This window comes from Acetobacter syzygii, from assembly GCF_000964225.1.
Taxonomy (GTDB): Bacteria; Pseudomonadota; Alphaproteobacteria; order Acetobacterales; family Acetobacteraceae; genus Acetobacter; species Acetobacter syzygii.
The window spans coordinates 101,114-121,939 of the sequence record NZ_BAMZ01000021.1 but is presented as its reverse complement, the minus strand read 5'-3'; the positions used below and the strand labels follow the sequence as shown (position 1 = coordinate 121,939).

General features: G+C 58.1%; 20 protein-coding genes and 1 pseudogene. 10 read left to right on the top strand and 11 right to left on the bottom strand.

The genetic code is table 11. The features are described 5' to 3' along the window. The 3 genes and pseudogenes from Absy_RS12880 to Absy_RS08700 all read right to left on the bottom strand — a co-directional run. Window positions 1–409 (bottom strand): annotated as a pseudogene (locus Absy_RS12880) (hypothetical protein); the annotation flags it as partial. Window positions 410–485: 76 nt separating this feature from the next. Next, window positions 486–1,298, bottom strand: coding sequence for an NAD kinase (locus Absy_RS08705; RefSeq protein ID WP_048854344.1), 813 nt, complete (start codon window positions 1,296–1,298; stop codon window positions 486–488). A gap of 36 nt (window positions 1,299–1,334) precedes the next feature. Continuing rightward, complete coding sequence (locus tag Absy_RS08700) at window positions 1,335–2,564, bottom strand: glycosyltransferase family 4 protein (RefSeq protein WP_048854343.1); 1,230 nt, start codon at window positions 2,562–2,564, stop codon at window positions 1,335–1,337. Between the two features lie 99 nt (window positions 2,565–2,663). Here Absy_RS08700 and Absy_RS08695 point away from each other — a divergent pair, with 99 nt between their 5' ends. From Absy_RS08695 to infC, 4 genes are all read left to right on the top strand, one after another. Then, window positions 2,664–3,491, top strand: coding sequence for a tetratricopeptide repeat protein (locus Absy_RS08695; protein ID WP_048854342.1), 828 nt, complete (start codon window positions 2,664–2,666; stop codon window positions 3,489–3,491). Further along, a complete protein-coding gene (locus tag Absy_RS08690; protein WP_048854341.1) occupies window positions 3,488–4,414 on the top strand; it encodes a glycosyltransferase family 9 protein in 927 nt (308 codons plus the stop codon). Before Absy_RS08695 ends, Absy_RS08690 begins: the two co-directional genes overlap by 4 nt. Window positions 4,415–4,466: 52 nt before the next feature. Further along, complete coding sequence (gene thrS / locus Absy_RS08685; RefSeq protein WP_048854367.1) at window positions 4,467–6,398, top strand: threonine--tRNA ligase; 1,932 nt, start codon at window positions 4,467–4,469, stop codon at window positions 6,396–6,398. 157 nt (window positions 6,399–6,555) lie between these two features. Further along, entirely contained in the window at window positions 6,556–7,092 is a 537-nt protein-coding gene (infC, locus tag Absy_RS08680) for a translation initiation factor IF-3 (RefSeq protein ID WP_048854340.1), read from the top strand. A 107-nt stretch (window positions 7,093–7,199) separates the two neighbouring features. Here the strand turns inward: infC and Absy_RS08675 are convergent, their stop codons facing one another. The 5 genes from Absy_RS08675 to Absy_RS08655 all read right to left on the bottom strand — a co-directional run bounded on the left by Absy_RS08675 (window position 7,200) and on the right by Absy_RS08655 (window position 11,677). After that, a complete protein-coding gene (locus Absy_RS08675; RefSeq protein WP_146802599.1) occupies window positions 7,200–7,931 on the bottom strand; it encodes an SIMPL domain-containing protein in 732 nt (243 codons plus the stop codon). Beyond that, a complete protein-coding gene (locus tag Absy_RS08670) occupies window positions 7,928–8,269 on the bottom strand; it encodes a hypothetical protein (protein WP_048854339.1) in 342 nt (113 codons plus the stop codon). The genes Absy_RS08675 and Absy_RS08670 overlap by 4 nt, the downstream gene beginning before the upstream one ends. 107 nt (window positions 8,270–8,376) lie before the next feature. After that, on the bottom strand, window positions 8,377–9,798 hold the full coding sequence (locus tag Absy_RS08665; RefSeq protein WP_245614784.1) for a HAMP domain-containing sensor histidine kinase: 1,422 nt from the start codon (window positions 9,796–9,798) through the stop codon (window positions 8,377–8,379). A 17-nt stretch (window positions 9,799–9,815) separates the two neighbouring features. Continuing rightward, window positions 9,816–10,493, bottom strand: a complete 678-nt coding sequence (locus Absy_RS08660; RefSeq protein ID WP_048854337.1) for a winged helix-turn-helix domain-containing protein — start codon at window positions 10,491–10,493, stop codon at window positions 9,816–9,818. 83 nt (window positions 10,494–10,576) lie between these two features. After that, on the bottom strand, window positions 10,577–11,677 hold the full coding sequence (locus Absy_RS08655; protein ID WP_048854365.1) for an AI-2E family transporter: 1,101 nt from the start codon (window positions 11,675–11,677) through the stop codon (window positions 10,577–10,579). Window positions 11,678–11,834: 157 nt separating this feature from the next. On the opposite strand from Absy_RS08655, the gene Absy_RS08650 reads away from it, so the two are divergent. Continuing rightward, window positions 11,835–13,034 carry an MFS transporter gene (locus tag Absy_RS08650; protein WP_048854336.1) on the top strand — a complete coding sequence of 400 codons (1,200 nt, stop codon included), beginning with the start codon at window positions 11,835–11,837 and terminating at the stop codon, window positions 13,032–13,034. 79 nt (window positions 13,035–13,113) lie between these two features. Here the strand turns inward: Absy_RS08650 and Absy_RS08645 are convergent, their stop codons facing one another. Next, window positions 13,114–15,006 (bottom strand): ABC-F family ATP-binding cassette domain-containing protein, encoded by a 1,893-nt coding sequence (locus Absy_RS08645; protein WP_048854335.1) that lies wholly within the window; start codon window positions 15,004–15,006, stop codon window positions 13,114–13,116. 139 nt (window positions 15,007–15,145) lie between these two features. Here Absy_RS08645 and ndk point away from each other — a divergent pair, with 139 nt between their 5' ends. Together ndk and hpnR are read left to right on the top strand one after the other, a co-directional pair. After that, complete coding sequence (ndk, locus tag Absy_RS08640) at window positions 15,146–15,568, top strand: nucleoside-diphosphate kinase (protein WP_048854334.1); 423 nt, start codon at window positions 15,146–15,148, stop codon at window positions 15,566–15,568. A 223-nt stretch (window positions 15,569–15,791) separates the two neighbouring features. After that, window positions 15,792–17,333, top strand: coding sequence for a hopanoid C-3 methylase HpnR (gene hpnR, locus Absy_RS08635; RefSeq protein WP_048854333.1), 1,542 nt, complete (start codon window positions 15,792–15,794; stop codon window positions 17,331–17,333). A 96-nt stretch (window positions 17,334–17,429) separates the two neighbouring features. Here hpnR and Absy_RS08630 read toward each other — a convergent pair whose 3' ends face one another. Further along, window positions 17,430–18,122, bottom strand: a complete 693-nt coding sequence (locus Absy_RS08630) for a hypothetical protein (protein WP_048854332.1) — start codon at window positions 18,120–18,122, stop codon at window positions 17,430–17,432. 140 nt (window positions 18,123–18,262) lie between these two features. On the opposite strand from Absy_RS08630, the gene Absy_RS08625 reads away from it, so the two are divergent. Together Absy_RS08625 and Absy_RS08620 are read left to right on the top strand one after the other, a co-directional pair. Further along, window positions 18,263–18,475, top strand: coding sequence for a heavy-metal-associated domain-containing protein (locus Absy_RS08625; RefSeq protein WP_048854331.1), 213 nt, complete (start codon window positions 18,263–18,265; stop codon window positions 18,473–18,475). Window positions 18,476–18,663: 188 nt separating this feature from the next. Beyond that, a complete protein-coding gene (locus tag Absy_RS08620) occupies window positions 18,664–18,930 on the top strand; it encodes a hypothetical protein (RefSeq protein ID WP_048854364.1) in 267 nt (88 codons plus the stop codon). 22 nt (window positions 18,931–18,952) lie between these two features. On the opposite strand, the gene Absy_RS08615 is transcribed toward Absy_RS08620, so the two are convergent. Continuing rightward, window positions 18,953–19,516 carry an HNH endonuclease gene (locus Absy_RS08615; RefSeq protein WP_048854330.1) on the bottom strand — a complete coding sequence of 188 codons (564 nt, stop codon included), beginning with the start codon at window positions 19,514–19,516 and terminating at the stop codon, window positions 18,953–18,955. A gap of 189 nt (window positions 19,517–19,705) precedes the next feature. Here Absy_RS08615 and gluQRS point away from each other — a divergent pair, with 189 nt between their 5' ends. After that, the gene (gene gluQRS / locus Absy_RS08610) at window positions 19,706–20,644 is read left to right on the top strand and encodes a tRNA glutamyl-Q(34) synthetase GluQRS (protein ID WP_048854363.1); all 939 of its coding nucleotides are present in this window, start codon (window positions 19,706–19,708) and stop codon (window positions 20,642–20,644) included. The last annotated feature ends 182 nt before the right edge of the window (window positions 20,645–20,826 follow it).

The window sequence follows — 20,826 nt, the reverse complement described above, 5'->3', positions numbered from 1 at the left end:
CAGGAGCAGGAGCAGGAGCAGGAGCAGGAGCAGGAGCAGGAGTTGCTGTGTGGGCTGGTACCACAGGCTTTTGCGTGTTCTGCACTGCTGGTGCTGGTGCTGGTGCTGGTGCTGGTGCTGGTGCAACCTGTTTGGTGGTGGCAGCACTGCTCGGCGCGGGTTTGGTGGCTTTGGGGGTAGGGCGTTGCACGCGGGGTTTTGCAACGGCGTGGGGCGTTGCCTTGTGCGTGGTGCGTGTGTTCCGCTCCTGTGGAGCGGGGGCTGCCTCCTGCGCCGGTGGCGCTACGCCGCCCAGACTATCGAGTGCTCTGGAATTGGTGACAATCTGGGCATGGGCCGCACCTGCCCCCAGTATTCCCGTGGCACACAGCACAGAAAGACGGCACGAAAGAGAGAGCTTTTTTTTCATTGCGGTGCAGACTAGCCCAGAAGGGTGAAAGGATAAAACGGGATATTCTGGCCATGCGGGGCAAAAATGCACAGCGTCATGCGGAAAACTGCTCCTCGGCAATACGTTCGGAGAGTGTCTGCCCCGGATCAAACAGCAGGGTTACAGTCAGGCTCCGGTCCTCCCGGACCTGAACGGATGTCACATCGCGCACTTCTATCGAATCGGCCACGGCAGCCACGGGCCGTTTTTCGTATTCCATAACCGTAAAGCCAACGTGGGCGGTGGATGGCAGGAGCGCTCCACGCCAGCGGCGTGGCCGGAAAGCGCATATGGGAGTGAGGGGCAGCAAATTGCCTGAGAGTGGGACAATCGGCCCATGGGCGGAAAGATTGTAAGCGGTCGAACCGGCTGGTGTTGCCAGCAATGCTCCATCGCAGATCAGTTCGGGCACGCGTACCAGACCATCCACATCTATGCGTAATTTGGCAGCCTGACGGGTCTGGCGGAACAAATAGACATCGTTCAGAGCCAGCGCTTCATGTGTTTCGTTGTGGAGCGTGGTGGCCGTCATGCGGAGCGGGTGCAATGTTGCGGCCTGGGCGTGCAAAAGCCGGTTGGGCAGGTCTTCCTCGTCCATCGGGTTCATCAGAAAACCTACGGACCCGCAGTTCATGCCATATACAGGCGCACTCAGGTTGGTCTCCAGAACCACACGCAGGGTTTCAAGCATAAAGCCATCCCCCCCCAGGCAGACAATAATCTCGGCCTCTCCGGGGTGGCAGTTGCCGTATTGTGCGACCAGCCGGTCAAACTCCATCCGTGCTTCGTGCGTTGGGGCGGCCATAAAGGCGAGCTTGCGCGGCGTCTGGGCAAAAAGGGGCTGCGTGGGGGTGGAAGCGGCACTCATGCTCTGCCCTGTGGGTGGAGGAAGGAAGAGTTTGTCTTACCCCGCAAGGTCATGGTCCTGAAAGGGGGCAGCCGCATTTTTGGTGTGGAGGAAGGTCGGGGCCAGCTGGGTGTTCAGCAGTTCATCATACACACCCAGTGTTGCGTGCTGCATGGCCTCGGTCGTGTAATGGGCCATAACGGCCAGCCGGGCGTTGGTGCCCATGGTGGCAAGGGCCGCGGCTGGGGCTGTGAGTATGGCAAACATGGCATCGGCCAGTGCCGCAGCATTATTGGGTGGGACCGACAGGCCGGTCACGCCATTGTCTACCGTTTCCACCGCAGCACCATGGTGGGAGACAATAACAGGGCGGCACATGGCCTGTGCCTCCACCACCACCCGGCCAAAAGGTTCGGGGCGGAGGGAGGGAACCAGTACCATGGTGGCCAGCGCCATGGCGGCGGGCATGTCCTCGCAATGTCCGGCAAAGCGGATTCTGTCGCTCAGGCCCAGACTGTGTGCAAGTGCTGTAAGTTCGCGCACATACTGCCCATCCGCCTTGTCCGATCCGGCGAACACGCAGTGCCATGGCTGTTCCGGCAGACCGGCCTCCAGTTGGGCAAGGGCCTGCAGAACAAGGGATTGGCCTTTCCATGCACTTAATCTGCCGGGCATGAGAATAATTGCAGACCCTGCGGGTACATTCCACTGCTCGGCCAACTGGTGCATCCGCTGGCCACTCACGGCATCAGGGCTGAACTGTGTAATATCTGCCCCCCGAGGGATTACCCGCAGGCGTTGGGGGGGCACGTTGTAATCCTGCCGGAGGATACGGGCGATATGCTCGCTTATGGCAATAACCCGATTGCCGCTGGCCAGCACGGAATTATACAGTTTTTTGCCCGGCACCGTGTTGGCATGAACACCGTGCCATGTGGTTACGAATGCAGTCTGGGTGCGCCTGCACGCCATTCTGGCCATCCATGCGGGAATGCGGGAGCGGGCGTGCACCAGCGCCACGTTGTGCTGGGTGAGTATGCGGCGCAGGATGCGTGTGTTGCGCAATACATGGGCCGGGTTGCGGCTGCCACATTCGGGGAGTGTAATATGCTCTGCTCCCAGACTCCGCAGGAGCGGCACAAGGCGGCCCCCGCTGCTGGCAACAAGGGCTGTACCTCCGGCCTGCGTAATGGCCTGCGCCATTTCCAGCGTGCCTCGTTCAACCCCGCCTTGCTGCAGGGCAGGCAGAATTTGCAAAATGACAGGAGAGGTTAGAAAGCTGGCCATGTTGCCCCTATTATCATGCAAGAGGGCAAAAGTGCCATATTCTGAGCAGGATATACCAACGCTTGACCACGACGGGCACGTGTTTGCTATGGATGATGTATGAAAGCAGTTTTCTCCGCGCGTCGGTCTTTGCCCTGTGTTCTGGCTGGTGCTGTTGTTCTGGCTGGAGCATCTTCCATGGAGGATGTTGCGCAGGCCCGCACGCAACAGGCGGCGGGCGGAAAAAAACAGGTCTGGTCCGTAACCACCTGCATGGCCATGATAGGGGATGACCCCTACGGTGCCCGGGATTACGCCTTGGACTGGCAGCACAATGGTGGTGGGCGGGATGCACGGCATTGCCACGCTCTGGCCCTGCTCGAAGCCGGGGATGAGGATACCGCCGCACGCGAGCTGGACGATCTGGCGCACCAGCCTCCACAAAAAGGGGAGGCCATGCCCCCCGTATTGCGCGCCACCATAGAGGAAGAGGCCGCCGAGGCATGGCTGTCCGCCGGTGTGCCAGCCAAGGCGCAGACCAGTGCGGATTTTGGCCTTGTGGCCCAGCCGAACGATCAGGCATTGCAGATTGCCCGGGCCCGCAGCGTTCTGGCGCAGAACCGGGCAGATCTGGCGGAGCAGGAGCTTGCAGCACTTGTTGCCCGCTCCCCCAATGCAACAACCGAAGCCTATGTGCTGCTGGCCGAGGCCGAGCGCAAAATGGGGCGGCTGGATCTGGCTATGCAGCACATTACCCACGCACTGGCAGGTGCGTCCGAAAACGCCAATGCCCTGCTGGAGCGGGGTATCATTCGTGAACGCAAGGGCGATGCGGCGGGTGCCCAGCAGGATTGGCAGAAAGTGCTTGATTTGTCGCCAGATAGCCACGAGGCCGATCTGGCCCGGCAGGATCTGGCCGTTATGGCAGCCGACCCCGATTCTCCATGAGCAAGATGCAAGACGCTGATCCGCAGCGCATTCTGGTTATACGGCTGGGTGCGCTCGGTGATTTTGTGCAGAGTTTTGGCCCGTTTGAGGCCATAAGGCGTGCACACCCCACAGCACGGATAACCCTGCTGACTACCCGCCCGTTTGTAGAGCTGGCCCGCCTTGCCCCTTGGTTTGATGAGGTTGTGGTAGATCAGCGCCCACGCTGGACCGACCTTGCCGGATTGCGGGACCTGCGCCGCAAACTGGTGGGGTATGACCGGGTTTATGACCTGCAAACATCGGGGCGTACGGCACGGTACTTCTGGCTGGCGGGCAGGCCGGTCTGGTCCGGGCATGTGGCTGTGGCCTGGTTGCCCCATGCCAACCCGTGGCGCAACATTATGCACACACGCCCCCGCCAGCGTGACCAGTTGCGTATGGCGGGCGTTCCTCTGGTGGATAAACCCGATCTGTCATGGTTGACCGGTGCGGGGCCCCGCTTGGCGCAGCCATATGCCCTGCTTGTGCCGGGGGCCGCCCCGCATCGGCCTGAAAAGCGCTGGCCTGCCGGGCATTACGGGGCGCTGGCGGCGTGCCTTTTTGCGCGGGGGATTACCCCTGTTGTCGTGGGGAGCGCGGCCGAGCAACCTCTGGCAGTACAGGTGCAGGCACATTGCCCGCAGGCACTGGACCTGACCGGCCAGACCAGCCTGCCCGAACTGGCAGGGCTTGCCGCACGTGCATGGGGTGCGGTGGGGAATGATACCGGACCCATGCACCTTGCGGCGGAGGTGGGGTGCCGGTGCATTGTTCTGTTCTCGCACGCAAGCACGCCCTCGCGTACGGCTCCATTGGGGTACCGCCCGGGGCAGGTGGAGGTGTTTTGGGTGCGCGATCTTGCATTCCTTTCGGTCCAGAGGGTTGCAGCCGCGCTCTGGTAGCGCCATTAACAGTTTTTGTTTTTATTCTCCCTTCCTTTTGGAGCTTGCACCCATGCCCGCTATCACCCTGCCTGACGGTTCTGTTCGTAGTTTTGACGGGCCAGTCACGGGCACTACGGTGGCGGAATCCATTGGTGCCGGGCTTGCCAAGGCCGCTTTGGCCATGGAAGTGGATGGTCAGCTCAGTGACATCCGCCAGACCATCAAGGCCGATGCCAAGGTCCGGTTTATTACCAAAAAAGACCCGGAATCGCTGGAACTTATCCGCCATGATGCGGCCCATGTGCTGGCAGAAGCCGTGCAGGAGCTTTTTCCCGGCACGCAGGTCACCATTGGTCCGTCCATTGAACATGGGTTTTATTACGATTTTTTCCGGGCAGAGCCGTTTACCCCGGAAGACTTTGCCGCGATCGAAGCCAAGATGAAGGAGATCGTAGCAAGGGCCGAGCCTTTTGTGCGCGAAGTCTGGCCGCGTGATGTTGCGATCAGGTTTTTTGAAGACCGTGGCGAATCGTTCAAGGCCGAGCTGATCCGTGACCTGCCTGAAGCGGAAGATATTTCCATTTACCGTCAGGGCGAATGGCTGGACCTGTGCCGTGGCCCGCACCTGCGTACCACCAAGGACGTAGGAACCGCCTTTAAGCTGATGAAGGTGGCTGGTGCGTACTGGCGGGGTGACCACCGTAACCCCATGCTGACCCGCGTGTACGGTACGGCATGGCGCGACCAGAAGGAGCTGGACGCTTACCTGCTGCAACTGGAAGAAGCGGAAAAGCGCGATCATCGCCGCATCGGGCGGGAAATGGGCCTGTTCCATTTCCAGGAAGAGGCCGTGGGGCAGGTGTTCTGGCATGCCAAAGGCTGGCGTGTGTACTCCGTTTTGCAGGATTATATGCGCCGTGCCCAGACCCGGCATGGATACCAGGAAGTACGTACCCCCCAGCTGGTCGACCGTGGCCTGTGGGAGGCATCGGGCCATTGGGATAAATATCGCCATCATATGTTTGTGGCGACCGTTGAGGATGAGGATAAAACCCTTGCCCTCAAACCCATGAACTGCCCGTGCCATGTGCAGATATTCCGCCATGGCCTGCGTTCCTACCGCGAACTGCCGTTGCGTATGGCCGAGTTTGGGGCCTGCCACCGGTACGAACCATCGGGCGCGTTGCATGGGCTTATGCGTGTGCGTGGCTTTACGCAGGACGATGCGCATATTTTCTGCACCGAGGACCAGATTGCCAGCGAGACCGTGCAGTTCGTGCAGATGCTGCATGAAGTGTACAAGGACCTCGGGTTTGAGCATGTACGCGTCAAATTTGCAGACCGCCCCGAACAGCGCGCAGGGAGCGAAGCTGTGTGGGACAAGGCAGAAGCGGCTCTTAAGGAAGCCTGCACCGTAGCGGGTGTGGAGTATGAACATAATCCGGGCGAGGGGGCATTTTATGGTCCCAAGCTCGAGTTTGTGCTGCGCGATGCCATTGGGCGCGACTGGCAGTGTGGTACCCTACAGGTGGATCTGGTGCTGCCAGAACGGCTGGATGCCAGCTACGTAGGGGAAGACTCGGCCAAGCACCGTCCGGTCATGCTGCACCGGGCTATTCTGGGGTCTTTTGAGCGGTTCCTTGGTATTCTGATCGAGCAGCACGCCGGGCGCTTCCCGCTGTGGCTGGCACCTGTGCAGGTGGTTGTGGCATCTATTGTGAGCGATGCCGCACCCTATGCGCAGGAAGTGGCCGCAGCCCTGCGCAATGCTGGTCTGGTCGCCGAGGCCGATGTGCGGAACGACAAGATTAACGCCAAGGTGCGCGAGCATAGTGTGGCGCGTGTGCCAGTTATTCTGGTTGTTGGCCGCCGCGAGGCAGAAGAAGGCACGGTGGCCATGCGCCGCCTTGGCTCGCAGGCGCAGGAAGTGCTGACACTGGATGAAGCCCTGACCCGTTTGAGCGATGAGGCAACACCCCCCGATTTGCGCAAAAAGGCGTGAAGCAGGCCGGGTTTTTGTGGCAATGCTGCAATGCCCCTGATTTATTGCATGGACCGCTTGATAAACGGCGGATAATTGCGCACATACTATTGGCAGATGGGCGCACCGCCAGACGGTGCCCCTATTTGTATTTTGAAATGAATAACAGGAGCCGACCATAGTCAGATCCCCTTACCCCGCGGCGCCCAGCAAAGAAGGGCCGCGTGTGAATGAAGAAATTCGTGTGCCGCAGGTTCGTCTGATTGATGAAACAGGCGAAATGGCGGGCGTTATGTCCGTGCGTGATGCGCTGGCCCGTGCCTACGGTGTTGGGCTGGACCTGCTGGAAATCAGCCCCAATGCTGAGCCGCCTGTTGTAAAAATCCTTGATTACGGCAAGTTCAAGTACGAACAGCAGAAAAAGCGCAACGAAGCCAAAAAGAAGCAGAAAGTTATTGAGATCAAGGAAGTCAAGGTTCGTCCGAATATCGACGAAAATGACTATCAGGTCAAAATGCGCTCTGTAAAAAGCTTTATTGCCGATGGGGATAAGGTCAAGGTTACGCTCCGCTTCCGCGGGCGTGAAATGGCGCATCAGGAACTGGGGATCAAGGTCCTGGAACGGATTCGGGTGGAAATTGAAGAACTGGCAAAAGTCGAGCAGATGCCTCGGCTGGAAAATCGCCAGATGATTATGGTGCTGGCACCACGCTAAGCCCATTCCATTTGGACTGGTTCGTAAAAAACCCGCCCGGAGATAATTCTTCGGGCGGGTTTTTTTTATATGCTGCGTTGTGGTCCTACTGTGTTTTGTGCGGTGGATCAGGGTGCCAGAACAACAGTTGCGCGTAAGTCAGCCCGTACAGTCTGGTTTTCTGCCGTGCTGGAGGGATTGTAATGCACCACATCGCTCTGGCTGGCAGCACTTGCGGCACGCAGCATCATAGGCATGGGGTGTGGGTACGCCTGGTCCGATACGTTGACCCGTGCAAACCGGCTAACATGCAGGCCAAGTGATGTGGCCAGTGTATCTGCCTGCTTTTTTAAGTCTGTTATGGCTTTTTTCTCGGCTTCCAAAAACAGGGTTTGCCGTTTTTCATCCGAGAGTGACCAGTCCAGTCCTTCCAGAATAAGGCCCTGTGCCTGTAGCTGCCCGGCCAATGGCAGAAGGTTTTGGCCATCAGTTGCAGAAAAGCTTAGAGTCTGGCTGGCTGTCCAGTAAGGTTTGGCTTTGTCTGGCCGGTTTTCGTACACGGAATATTCCAGTACAGCGGCTTTAATATCCGCATTTTTTGCGGCGTCATCCGTAGCTTTTTTAACCAGCGCGTTCACCCCGGTCTGGGCAGATGCTGCACTCTGGTTCTGGCTTTCTGCCCTGAAGCGCGCTGTCAGCTTGTCGGGCGCAGCCTGCACGGTGCCTGTGGCGTGGAGTTCCAGCCGGGTCAGGTTGTCTGCACTGTTTTCGGCATTGGCTGTAGCCGTGTGGGCCAGTAGCGCCATGCCAGAGGCAACGGCCAGCAGGCCCGCAGGCCGGAAAAAGCGAGGAACGGTCAAGAGGGTGCTCCTTGTGCATTCAATAAAGCCCGCCGCAAACGGCCCAACCCCATACGGACATGTCCGTTTTCGCAAAGGGCCATGCCCTCTTTTTTCAGGTGGGTAACGGTTGGTAGTGGGCCATCATCTGAATAAGAATCTATCAAATGGGCAAGTTCAAGGCAGAAGGAGAGGCTGTCGGATGTTACAACAATAGGGGATGCTGTGGACGTTGGAAAAAAATGCCAGCCAAAAGACAGGGCCGCAGGAAGGTGCTGGTTACTGGCAAGCGTAACGGAACCACCTGTGACAACACCACCTAACGCAAGGAGCAGAGTAAGAGGTAAGCTGAGCTTCATGGGATGACTAAGAAACGTAAACTCATGTTATTTCAACTAAACTATGAGTCTCAAACGATCTATTAACGTTAATAGTTTTAGGTCATCATTGTAATATTACGTAGATTTTAGGTTTTATCAGATAAAACGTGGAGGGCAGGAACATCAATAGTCACAACAAGCCCGGGGGTGTTGTGGGTTAGGTACAGCGTGCCGCCATGGAGTTCCACAATGGCCTGAACAAGGGCCAGCCCAAGGCCGGAACCGGGGGTGTTGCGCGCCCGCTCGGCCCGAAAAAAGCGTTCGGATGCCCGGGCAAGATCAGCGCTGTTCATGCCAATGCCGCAATCAATGACCTTGATGCGGATGGTCGATGCCCATTCCCGGTCATTGGGTATGGCGGGGGGGAGCTTTTGAGCACTCAGGCTGATGGAGCCATGAGGAGGCGAAAACTTGATGGCATTATCCAAAATATTCGCCAAAGCCTGCTGGAACATGGCCTGATCCCCCATAAAAGGCAGGTGTTCGGGCAGGTCTGTCAGCAGTTTGAGTTCGTGTTCTTCTGCTACGGCTTCGTATAGTTCGGCCATGTCACGCAAGGTGGATGCCAGATCGAACGTGGCAAAGGCCGAGCGGCGGGTTCCGGCCTCAATCTGGGCAATGCGTAAAAGGGCTTCGCAAATGCCCGTTACGTTATCCAGATTAACGACGGCCTGATCAATGGCGGCGCGGAGAGCCTGCTCGCTTGTTGCGTGGCGGGAGGCATCCTCCAGTTCCGCGCGGGCGCGGGCGATGGGGGTGCGCAGGTCATGCGCAATGGAGTTGGAAACCTGCTTGACCCCATCCATCAACCGGCTGATCCGGTCGAGCATCTGGTTAATGGTCAGTGCCACATCATCCAGTTCGTCCCCCGTGCCGGATACGGCAATACGGCGGGACATATCGCCCTGTGTAATGGCCAGTGTTGTCCGGTTAATGGAATGGATGATCTGCCGGAACAGGGTGCGTACGACCCATCCGCCGCCTATGGCCAGCAGGCCAACCATCAGGCATGTCCAGAGCATGGCGTCTGTTAGCATACGCTGGATCTGGGTGCGGGCGCTTATGTCCCGCCCGATCAGCAGGCGGTAGTTGCCATCCAGCATCCACACGCGGGTCTGGGCCAGATTAAGCTGCCCATCGCGCAGGACGGGCAGTGTCTGCCAGTGCATGGCATGGTCAACCCGTGCGGGCCAGTGGGCCAGATTGCCCGCCAGCAGTCTGCCATCCGGGGCGCTCAGCAAATAAATGGCGTTATCGTCAATGTCCTGCGCCAGCCGGTTGCTAATCAGATTTTCCAGCCCGGGAACGCCCTCGTGGGCCCACTCCGTTAACATGGCGTGGGCATCCACCGCTATGGAGTGGCGGACGCGCTGGTCCAGCAGACCAATCGTACCCCACCATACAAAAGATAAAAACAGTATGGCGGAGATAATGAACAGAACGCTGTAAACAATGCCAAAACGCAGGCTAACGGATTGTATGCGAACCCCTGGTAGCCGGGTTGGCATAAATCGCCTTAACCAGCTCATTCCTGCAGCATATATCCGGCATTACGGATTGTATGCACAAGGGCATGGTCAAAAGGCTTGTCTATTTTTTGTCTCAGGCGGGAAATATGGACGTCAATCACGTTGGTCTGTGGGTCAAAATGGTAGTCCCACACGCCTTCGAGCAGCATGGTGCGGGTTACGACCTGTCCGGTATGGCGCATTAAAAATTCCAGCAGGCGGAATTCGCGGGGCTGGAGGTCTATTTTCTGCCCACCGCGCCGGACCGAGCGGGAGAGGAGGTCAATCTCCAGATCTCCAACGCTAAGCTTGGTCAGGGGCTGGGCCTCGTTCCGGTTGCGGCGCACAAGTGCTTCCAGACGGGCCTGCAATTCTGAAAAGGAAAAAGGCTTGCTTACGTAATCATCCCCGCCTGCTTTGAGCCCTGCCACTTTTTCATCCACATCTGCCAGAGCGGAAAGCAGGAGAACGGGGGTCAGGTTTCCTTCGCTGCGGAGGGTTTCCAGCAGGTGGAGGCCTTCTACCCCGCCGGGCAACATGCGGTCGAGAATGATGACGTCAAACTTGTCCTGGCTGGCAAGTGTAAAACCCTGCTTGCCGTCTGCTGCCTGTTCAACCAGATGGCCCGCTTCGGACAGGCCCTTGGCAACAAAATTACGGACCGTTTGATCATCTTCTATTAAAAGAACACGCATAGACAGACCTCTAATCACCCAAACGGATTACCAAATTCTTACAAGAAGTATATATTCTTGTCACGGGTAAGTGCGCGAATGTTTCATATCCGGTCTGTTTCGGCTAGGGGTTTTGTAAGGGAATCGAGCATTGCCAGCAAAACCGCCGTAAGGGGGGAGGCAAAAATCAACCCCGGGAATCCCAGAATGGCCCCGAACAGGGTCTGGGACAGAACAGTCAGGGCCGGGGGCATCTGTACGGCATGGCGCTGAATAACCGGCGCCAGCACGTTACCCTCAAAAAACTGGATCACACTGTACAGAACGGCCACCATAATGGTCTCGCGCGTGCCAAGCGACAGGGCAAGCAGCAGGGCGGGTATGGCCCCCATGATCGCACCAATATACGGGATAAAATTACACATCCCAGCCAGTACACCCAGCGCAAGGGCCAGGGGCACACCAATAAACCATAATCCAATGCCAGAGAGTGTTCCGACCACCAGCATGTCCAGCGACTGACCGGCAACCCATGCCCAAAGGGTCTGCCCTGCACGCAGGAGCAGCTGGCGGATGATCGGACGGCGCTCCTCCGGCACAAGGCGCAGCAGGCCATTGGCGTAGGTCGCGGGGGACATGGCAAAATAAAGCCCGGCAATAAGCACCACAACCAGCGTGCCAATGGCCCCGAAGGCCGAGCCCAGAATACCGGTCATGGACCCGGCAATGCGCGAGCCAAGGGAGGCCAGACCGCTATCCCCACCCGTATGGTGCCCACCAAGGGAGGCGGGGAGGTAGTTAAGGATCATCTGCCCGGTGGGGGAGCCTTGCAGGGTGTCACGCAGGGCGGCCTCCTGCTGGCGCAGGGCCTCTTGCAAACGGATGGCTTCGCTGACAATCGCGGGGCCACTGTTCCAGACCAGCAGGGCCGCACTGGATAAAAGACCCAGCACCACAATGGACAACGCCCATGCGTGGGACAGCCCAAGGTGGCGGCGCAGAATGTTGGACAGCCCATACAGCACGACCGCGCACAAGACGGATGCAAAAAGAACCATCAGCACATCACCCAGAAGCCAGATGATCAGGCTAACGCACACGGCCCCCAAACTGAGGCGCAGGATGCGGGCAATATGTTCGGGGCCAAAAGCAGGAGAATCCGCGCGCGGCGTGGAGGGAGGTGGAGGGCTGCTGTCAGATGGCATGGAAGAAAACTCTTTCAGGATCGGGAAAGGCTGTGTAACGGCTGTCCGCTTGTTAGTCAGTGGGCAGACGAACATATTATTTTTTTTTGTATTCTTATCCATTCATGCACGGATGTGAGAAGACATTTCTTTGAAAGTTTGAGGAGTGCGAACGGGCATGTCTGGCGCGAACGATGGTGGATTGGCGGCTGCCTCCAAGGCCATTTTTGCTCTGGCGGTGGGAACTTTTGCCATCGGCACGGGGGAATTTGCTGCCATGGGGCTGCTGCCACAAATGGCGGACAGTATGCATGCCACTATTCCACGCACGGGGGAGGCTATTTCCGCCTATGCTCTGGGTGTGGTGGTGGGTGCGCCTGTGGTGTCGGTCGTGGCGGCCCAGTTGTCGCGCAGGCAGTTGCTGGTCATGCTTATGGCGTGGTTTGCCGCAACCAATGCGTTGGGCACGCTGGCTGGTTCCTTGGGAATGCTGGACCTTGCACGGTTCATAACCGGGTTGCCGCACGGCTCTTTTATGGGGGTTGCTGCACTGGTGGCGGCAGGGCTGGTGGACCGGGGGTACCGTGGGCGCGCCGTTGGGCGGGTTTTTTCCGGCCTGACCATTGCCAATGTGGTCGGGGCTCCGTTTGCTACCTACGCCGGATCTTATTTTGGGTGGCGGCTGTCCTACCTGTTTATTGGCCTTATTGGGGCTGTGTGCTGCCTTATGGTGCTGGCATGGGTGCCGTATGACCCGCCAAACCGGGCGCGTTCGGCCTTGTCCGAGCTTGGCGCTTTTTCCCGCAAGCAGGTTTGGTATGTTATGGGCACGGTGGCGGTTGGGTGCGGCGGCATGTTCTGCGTGTACACCTATTTTTCCGTTACCTTGCAGGACGTAACCCACGTACCGCTTTGGGGTGTGCCGCTTTTTCAGGCGCTATGGGGTGTGGGCATGTGCGTGGGCGCATGGGGTGGTGGCCACCTGATGGACAAAAACCTGAAGTGGGCCACCATCCTTGCCTTTTTGTGGAATGCCGCAGCACTTGGCCTGTTTGCTCTTGTAGCCCACACCATATGGCTGACGGCTCTGGCCGTATTCATGCTTGGTGGTGGCATTGCCATTGGTCCGGCCATGCAGGTCCGCCTTATGGACGTGGCAGCAGATGCCCAGACCCTTGCCGCTTCCATGAACCACGCCGCCTTCAATCTGGCCAATGCGATTGGGGCTTGGCTTGGCGGGCTGGTTCTGGCCATGGGGTTCGGGCTGGAGTCCACGGGCTGGGCTGGTATGGCGCTCTCGCTTATTGGGCTGGTGCTCTTTTTGCTCTCGCTCCGGGTGGAGGAGCGGGACGCTCAAAAAGCCACCCAGTCTGCCTGACCTCTGTTTGCAGTTTAAAGCTGCCGTGCTGCCAACGGGCAGGGGCGCGGCTCTGTTTTCCCGCCCTTGAGGGCGGGTGTCAGGGGTCGCTGGCTGCGGCTTCCTCCATTTCGGCTTCGGCTGCCAGCCAGCGCTCTTCGGTTTCGGCCTCATCTTTGGCAATGGCTGCAAGGCGCGTGTTCAGCCGTGTGACCTCTGCGGCGTTGCCATCCGCATACAGGCTGGGGTCTGCAAGTAAGGCTTCCAGTTTTGTGCGTTCGGCGGCCAGTTTGGCCAGTCTGGCCTCCGCATCCTTGATAATTTTGCGCAAGGGGGCCAGCGCCTTGCGGGCTTCTGCCCGGTCCCGCCGTTCATCCTTGCGGCTTTGCTGGGCAGTATTATCCTGCTTGGGGCGGTTGGCGGCCCGGTTACGTTCAAGCAGCCATGTGCGGTATTCGCCCATATCCCCTTCAAACGGGGTGACCTGCCCATCTGCTACCAGCCATAGTCGGTCGGCCACCAGTTCCACCAGATGTGGGTCATGGCTGATCAGCACAACTGCACCTTCAAAATCGGCCAGCGCACGGATCAAGGCATCTCGCGCATCCAGGTCCAGATGGTTGGTTGGTTCGTCCAGAATAAGCAGTTGGGGGGCATCGCGCGTGGCAAGGGCTAACAGAAGGCGGGCTTTTTCCCCCCCGGACAGGTCTTTTACCGCTGTTTCCGCTCTATCGGCATCCAGTCCAAACCGTGCGAGCTGTGCCCGCACAATGGGGGGTGTCGCTTTGGGCAGCGCACGGGCCATATGGTCGATCGGAGTTTGGTCTAGGTGGAGTTCTTCCGCCTGATGCTGGGCAAAATATCCGACCTTGAGCCGCGGGTTGCGTTCCACATCGCCCGATTGCGCACAAAGCCGACCGGCAATGAGTTTGGCCAGTGTGGATTTGCCGTTACCGTTGGCCCCAAGCAGGGCAATGCGGCTTTCCATATCCAGCCGGAAGGAGAGGTTGCTGAGCACGGGCTTGCCGTCATACCCCACGCTGGCGCGGTTGACCGTGAGGATGGGTGGCGGAAGCTGATCGGGTTCGGGGAAGGCAAAATGTGCCGCCGTGTCTTCTACCACAGCATCGATTACGGGGAGTTTTTCCAGCGCTTTCAGGCGGGCCTGTGCCTGCTTGGCCTTGGTGGCCTTGGCCCGAAAACGATCCACAAAAGATTGCATATGCGCCCGGCGCGCAGCAATTTTTTCTGCCTGCCGGGTTTGTTGCAAGGCCTGCTCGGTACGGATTCGGACAAAATTTTCATAGCCACCGGGGGTCAGGCTCAGCTTGCCGCGTTCAAGGTGGGCAATGGCATCCACGCAGGAGTCGAGCAGGCCACGGTCATGGCTGACAATCAGAGCGGCTCCCGCGAATCGGCGTAGCCAGTCTTCCAGCCAAAGTGTTGCCTCAAGGTCCAGGTGGTTGGTTGGTTCATCAAGCAGTAGCAGGTCTGGTTCCAAAAACAGGGCTGTGGCGAGCGAGACGCGCATACGCCACCCGCCAGAAAAATCTGATACGGGGCGGAGCTGCGCTTCCGCACTAAAGCCCAGCCCTGCCAGCACGGCCCCTGCGCGCGCGGGGGCGCTATCGGCCCCAATGGCGCGCAGCCGTTCGTGTATTTCGCCCAGACGCATGGGGTCTGTGGCCTGCTCGGCTTCTGCCAGAAGGGCTGTGCGTTCCGTATCCCCCGCCAGCACGGTCTGGAGCAGGTTAGCCCCATCTGCCGGGGCTTCCTGTTTGACGCGGGCCATACGTGCGCGGGAAGAAAGGCGGATTTCCCCCCCATCGGGGGCAATATCTCCCGCAATGGCGGCCAGCAGGGTGGACTTGCCCGCACCGTTGCGCCCGACCAGCCCCACCTTGCGGCCGGGGTCAATGGAAAGGTTTGCCTGGTCCAGCAGAACACGGCCAGCCATACGCAGGCTAAGGTTGGAGATGACAAGCAGGCTCAACGCAACTCTCGTTTCTTCTGGAATTGTTCATTACATTCTGTGTGGTACCTACCAGCCAGCGCCGATATGCTCTAGATGGAAACGCTGAGCGTTCGCCAGATCAAGGCGGATATCTGCGTTTATATCTAAGGAGGGCCTTATGGCTAAAGAACGTACTCTTTCCATTATCAAGCCGGATGCAACCCGTCGCAACCTGACCGGCAAGATCAACGCCGTGTTTGAAGATGCAGGTCTGAGCATTGTTGCCCAGAAGCGCGTCCAGCTTTCCCACGCTGTGGCTGGTGCTTTTTATGCCGTGCATAAAGACCGTCCTTTTTATAACGATCTCGTGTCCTTCATGATTTCTGGCCCGGTCGTGGTGCAGGTTCTGGAAGGCGAAAATGCCGTTGCCAAAAACCGCGAAGTCATGGGCGCTACCGACCCCAAAAAGGCCGACCCCCAGACCATTCGCGCCCAGTTTGCTGAAAGCATTGAAGCAAACTCCGTGCACGGTTCCGACAGCGCCGAAAATGCTGCAAACGAAATCCGCTTCTTCTTCGCAGAAACGGAAATCCTGCCCTAATACAGGCAGGACACACCCCGGCGTTGTGCCTTGTGCATACGTCGGGGGCGACCAAATGGCGGAAAACCGCCAAGGTAAACGTCTTGCGCATGGGAGATACCCGGCGGCAAGGCAGGGCAAGACATGCCATTTCTTATATATGATCGTTTCTTATGCTTTAGCGTTATGGGTAAAGTGGGATGCTGTTTGCGTTCCTGGCCCGCAGTAGGCAGAAAGGAATGTCATGAAAGTTCTGGCGGTTCATCCTAGCGCCCTGATGTACACCAAGGTCTTCCTGCGGCTGGAGCCGCTGGGGCTGGAACTGGTGGCCGGTGCTGCGCGGAATGCCGGACATGATGTACGGATTATCGACCTTCAGGCGGAAACACACGAAGACTACTGGAAGCTGGTAGAAGAATTCCAGCCCGATGTGGTGTGTTACTCTGGAAGCTATCTGGCCAATGTGCCCGAAATCCTCGATCTGTGCCGCGAAACCCGTTACCGTTTTCCACTCGTTTTCCAGTTTATTGGTGGTCACTCGGTCTCGTTCATTGCCAAAGATGTGCTGGAACTCTCCGAAGGCACGGTCAACTGCATTCTCAAGGGTGAGGGCGATGCTACGGTCGGTCTGTTGCTTGATGCCGTGCAGAAGGGCACGGATATTCTGGAAGTTCCGGGCATCGTAACGCTGGATGGGGAAGGCCCACCCCCGATTTTTGTTAAATCCCTTGATGAGGTCCGCCCCGCGCGTGACCTGCTGCGCCACCGTAACAAGTATTTTATTGGTACGCTTGACCCCGCAGCCTCCATTGAATTTGCCCGTGGCTGCCCATGGGACTGCACGTTCTGCTCGGCATGGACTTTTTATGGCCGTTCCTACCGCACGGCCAGCCCGCAGGTCATTGCGGACGAGCTGGAAGAAATCAAGGAACCCGGCATCTTTATTGTGGATGACGTGGCCTTTGTGCACGAAGAACATGGGATGGCCATTGCCAACGAAATTAAAAAACGTGGCATTAAAAAAGAATATTACCTTGAAACCCGCGCAGACGTGCTGTTGCGCAATAAGGAAGTGTTCAAGGTCTGGAGCGAGATCGGTCTGTCCTACATCTTTATCGGCATGGAAGCCGTCGATGAGGAGGGGCTTAAACAGTTCCGCAAGCGCGTCTCGCTTGATAAGAACTTTGAGGCTTTGGAATATGCCCGCTCGCTGGGGCTGATTGTGGCCATTAACATTATTGCCGACCCATCCTGGGATCGTGCGCGCTTTGAGGCTGTGCGGCAGTGGTGTTTGGAAATTCCGGATATTGTGAATATTTCTGTCACAACCCCCTATCCGGGCACGGAAATCTGGCACAAGGAAGCGCGCCGCCTGACCACGCGCGATTATCGCCTGTTTGATATCCAGCACGCCGTGCTGCCCACAACGCTACCTTTGCCTGAGTTCTATGAAGAACTCGTCAAAACCCAGCAGGTGCTCAACACCAAGCATATGGGGTGGCAGGCGCTCAAGGATACGGCAGGAATCGCGGTTAACCTGTTGAAAAACGGCCAGACCAACTTTGTGAAGATGCTGTGGAAGTTTAACTCGGTGTTTAACCCCGAGCTTCAGCTTGCTGACCATCAGCGTCCTGCACGTTACCTTATGCCCATGCAGCCGGATGCGGTGGAGAGCTTGGACCGTAAAGACCTGTATGTGCATGGTCCGGGTGGGCGTAAAACCCGCGCACTGGATGATGCGACCGAAAACTTTGTGGATAAAACCCGTATGGGGGAAGAGGCTTGATTTAAGCTTTTCTTTTCCGCTCTGGCATGGTTTGTCCTGTGTATGCCAGAGCGGGCTACTATGGCCAGCAACCCGCTGGCCGCACTTTTGTTTTTTTCAAGATGAAGCCACTGCTGGTGGCGTGAACGCAAAAGATTGCGGCGTATAGGTTTCCACCACCAGACTAAATGGTGTGCCGTCATCCCGACGTAAAAGAGCGATATGCCGGAAAAAATGGGGAGGAAGGTCCAGTGGGGCGTCCTCCCCATTTTCTGCTTCTGCACTATGGGGGGATGAGGGTATGTGGTGCTGCATCTCCCACAACGGGGGGAGGGGGGACCACAGGGTCTCGCGCCGGATCAACTGGCGGGTAAAACGCAGGGGGGCCACAACCCGGCCAAAGGGTGTGTCGGTCTGCTCAAGCGCTTCGGTCATGGGCTTGGTCAGGCGTTCTGGCACAAACCAGTTCTCGGCTTCCGAATAGGTCCGGTTGTGCGCAACCAGACGAATTTTACGGTAACGCAGGCATTGCTCGCCCTGACTGGTGGGCAGGTCCAGAGCCGCTGCCAGGTCGGGGGGGCACAGGCGTTGTCCCGTGCGTTCGCGCTCGACCCGGAGTGTGTCTGCCCGACCAAGCAGGCCGTGTTCGTGCAGCCAGTGTTCCAGCGTATGCGTGGCGCTGTTTTCCGCCAGCAGGCGGTTTTCCATCTGGTTGATCAGCGTTGCCAGCATAAGCCGGTGCACAAAACTGTTCCGCCAGAAGGGGGCTGGGTCTGCCATAAGCGGCGGAGGGGGCGCAAAGTGGGGCATGTGCCCCTTATATCATGCTTTGCAGCGGGAATGAGGGGCACATCATTGTTTCGCTTCAAGGCGGAGTTGCGTTATGGAAGAGGTAGAATGGGGGTATAACAACCACCACGGGTACAACAGGTAAAAAGGATGCAAACGCAATGAGCCAGACGACAGCAAGCTTTATGGTCGAAGGGATGACATGCGACGGTTGCGTTTCTGCCGTAAAACGTGCGCTGGCTGCGATTGACGGAGTGGAAAGTACGGACGTTAATCTGGCAAACGGTGAGGTTAAGGTAACATATGACCCCGCACGCGTTGGCGTATCCTCCCTGCGTGATGCCATGCGTGGCGCAGGTTACGAGGTAAGCTGAGCACAATCCCTGAGTTTGTCATGCAGCCAGCGGAAAGGGGGGGTGCCATGCGCTCTCTGGTTGTGGGCTGGCAGGCATGGCACCATGGAACGCGCCGGGGTAACCGGTGGCAAAAGGCCGCTCAACAGGCGGGAACAAAGGTAAGCTGGTCCGTGACGCAGAAAACAAACAGATTTGCTTTGGGGATAATGGCGGCAGGGGGCTTCCTGCTGGCCGGGTGTTCGTCCGAAATCGGGCGTGTACCCATGGTGGATACAGATGTAAGCTGCCTGCACAAGCAGATGGCCGGCCCTATGTTCCTCAGCTTTCCGCTGGCGGCCAATACCTGCCAGCGTATGAGCAATGGCGGGTTTATTCTGGGCGCGGCCAAAGCCAAACCCCTGCCTCTGGACCTGAAGAATGCGCCTGATCTGCAAAAACTGGCGGATGAATACGGCTATAGCTACACCCGCTAACGTTTAGGGTGCGGCGGAAGGGTCATCCCTCCAGCTCCGCATCCCAGTATAAGTAGTCCCGCCAGCTTTTGTGCAGGTAATTGGGGGGGAATGCCCGCCCGTTTTCCTGCAACTCCCAGGATGTGGGGCGCACCGGCGTGCGGCGGGGCAGCATACCAATATGGTGGGGCATATGCGGGCCTTTGCGCAGATTGCAGCAGCCACAGGCGGTTACAACATTCTCCCAGCTTGTGCGGCCACCCTTGCAGCGTGGAATAACGTGGTCAAACGTCAGTTCCTGCGTGGGGTGCTGTTTGCCACAATACTGGCAGGAAAAATTGTCCCGCAAAAAAACATTGAACCGCGTAAAAGCCGGTTTGCGGGCGGCGGGAATATAATCCTTAAGGGCAATAACGCTGGGCAGGCGAAAAGCCTGATTGGGTGAGTGCACTTCCATGTCATATTCGCTCAGGACCGAAACCCGGTCGAGGCACACAGCCTTTATGGCATCCTGCCATGGCCATAGAGACAGCGGAAAGTAGGATAGTGGGCGGAAGTCTGCGTTTAGAACAAGGGCTGGGTAGTTTAAAGTACTGCCATCGGCCAAGACATGTCTCCCCGTTTGCACGAGAACACAGATCCGAAGGGGGTCCAAAAACTCAAGCCGACCGCCATCAGAAGTGCGTCGTCGAGATAATCTCCGCCAAGACTATTGCAGACCAAACAGGACGTGGCAAGAAAATGCGGAGCAATAGTGCTGGCTATTTGGCTGCATTGCGCATCTGGTAAGAGCATTATGACTATTCGATTACAGTATAGTGACTATTGCAAAACAGACTGGGTCACACGTTTTGCTCCAAGCCCTACAGGTGCCCTGCATCTGGGGCACGTTGCATCGGCGCTGTTTGGGTGGCGTTTTGCCCAGCCCCATGGGCAATGGCTTGTGCGGATGGAGGATATAGACCCCCAGCGCTGCAAGCCTGCGTTCGCTGCGGGTATTCTGGAAGATCTGGCATGGCTGGGGTTGGTGCCAGCAGGTCCGGTTTTATACCAGTCCACCCGTATGGCGGCTTACAGGGAGGCTCTGGATGTGCTTGCGGGGATGGGGGTGCTGTATCCATGTTTTTGCACCCGCTCAGACATTGCGCGAGAGAGCGCTGCCATGTTCTCCGCCCCTCATACGGCTCCAGATGGCAGTCTGCTTTACCCCGGCCGGTGCCGCCACCTTGGCGCGCAGGAGCGTTTACGCCGTATGGAGGCCGGTCAGCCCTATGTGTTGCGGCTGAATATGGAGCGTGCCGTGGAGCAGGCCCGCAGGCTGGTTGCCGAGCAGCAGGGGGTATGGCCTCTGGTCTATCATGATCTTGCCTGTGGTCCGGTGCCCTGCCAGCCTGATCTGTTTGGTGATGTGGTTCTGGCCCGGCGTGATGTGCCAGCATCCTACCATTTGTGCGTCACGTATGATGATGCGGCTCAGGGTGTTACGTTGGTTACAAGGGGGGAGGACTTGTGCGCGGCGACCAGTCTGCACCGGTTGTTGCAGACCCTTATGGGCTGGCCAGCCCCGGCTTATGCCTTCCACCCCCTGCTGAGGGATGCAACGGGCCGCCGCCTTGCCAAGCGTGATGGAGCGCTATCTGTGCGTGCCATGCGCGCGAGCGGGTTGAGTGCGGAGCAGGTGCGGCAGAAAGCCCTGTTTGAATGTGCAGCACACGGAGCAATAAAGGCACCATAAACGCCGCGTGGAACTGGGTTGTGGTTCTTGTCGTCCTCCGCTCGCATAACAGGGGAAGAGGGCGCGCAGAACAAAAAAGATAGAGCAAGTGGAATCTCCGGTTCCGCCATGGCCGGAAGAGGATTACTGTGCGCGCCGGAGCAGCGCATCTGCCCCACAGGCAGGACTTCGGGTTTTGTCCG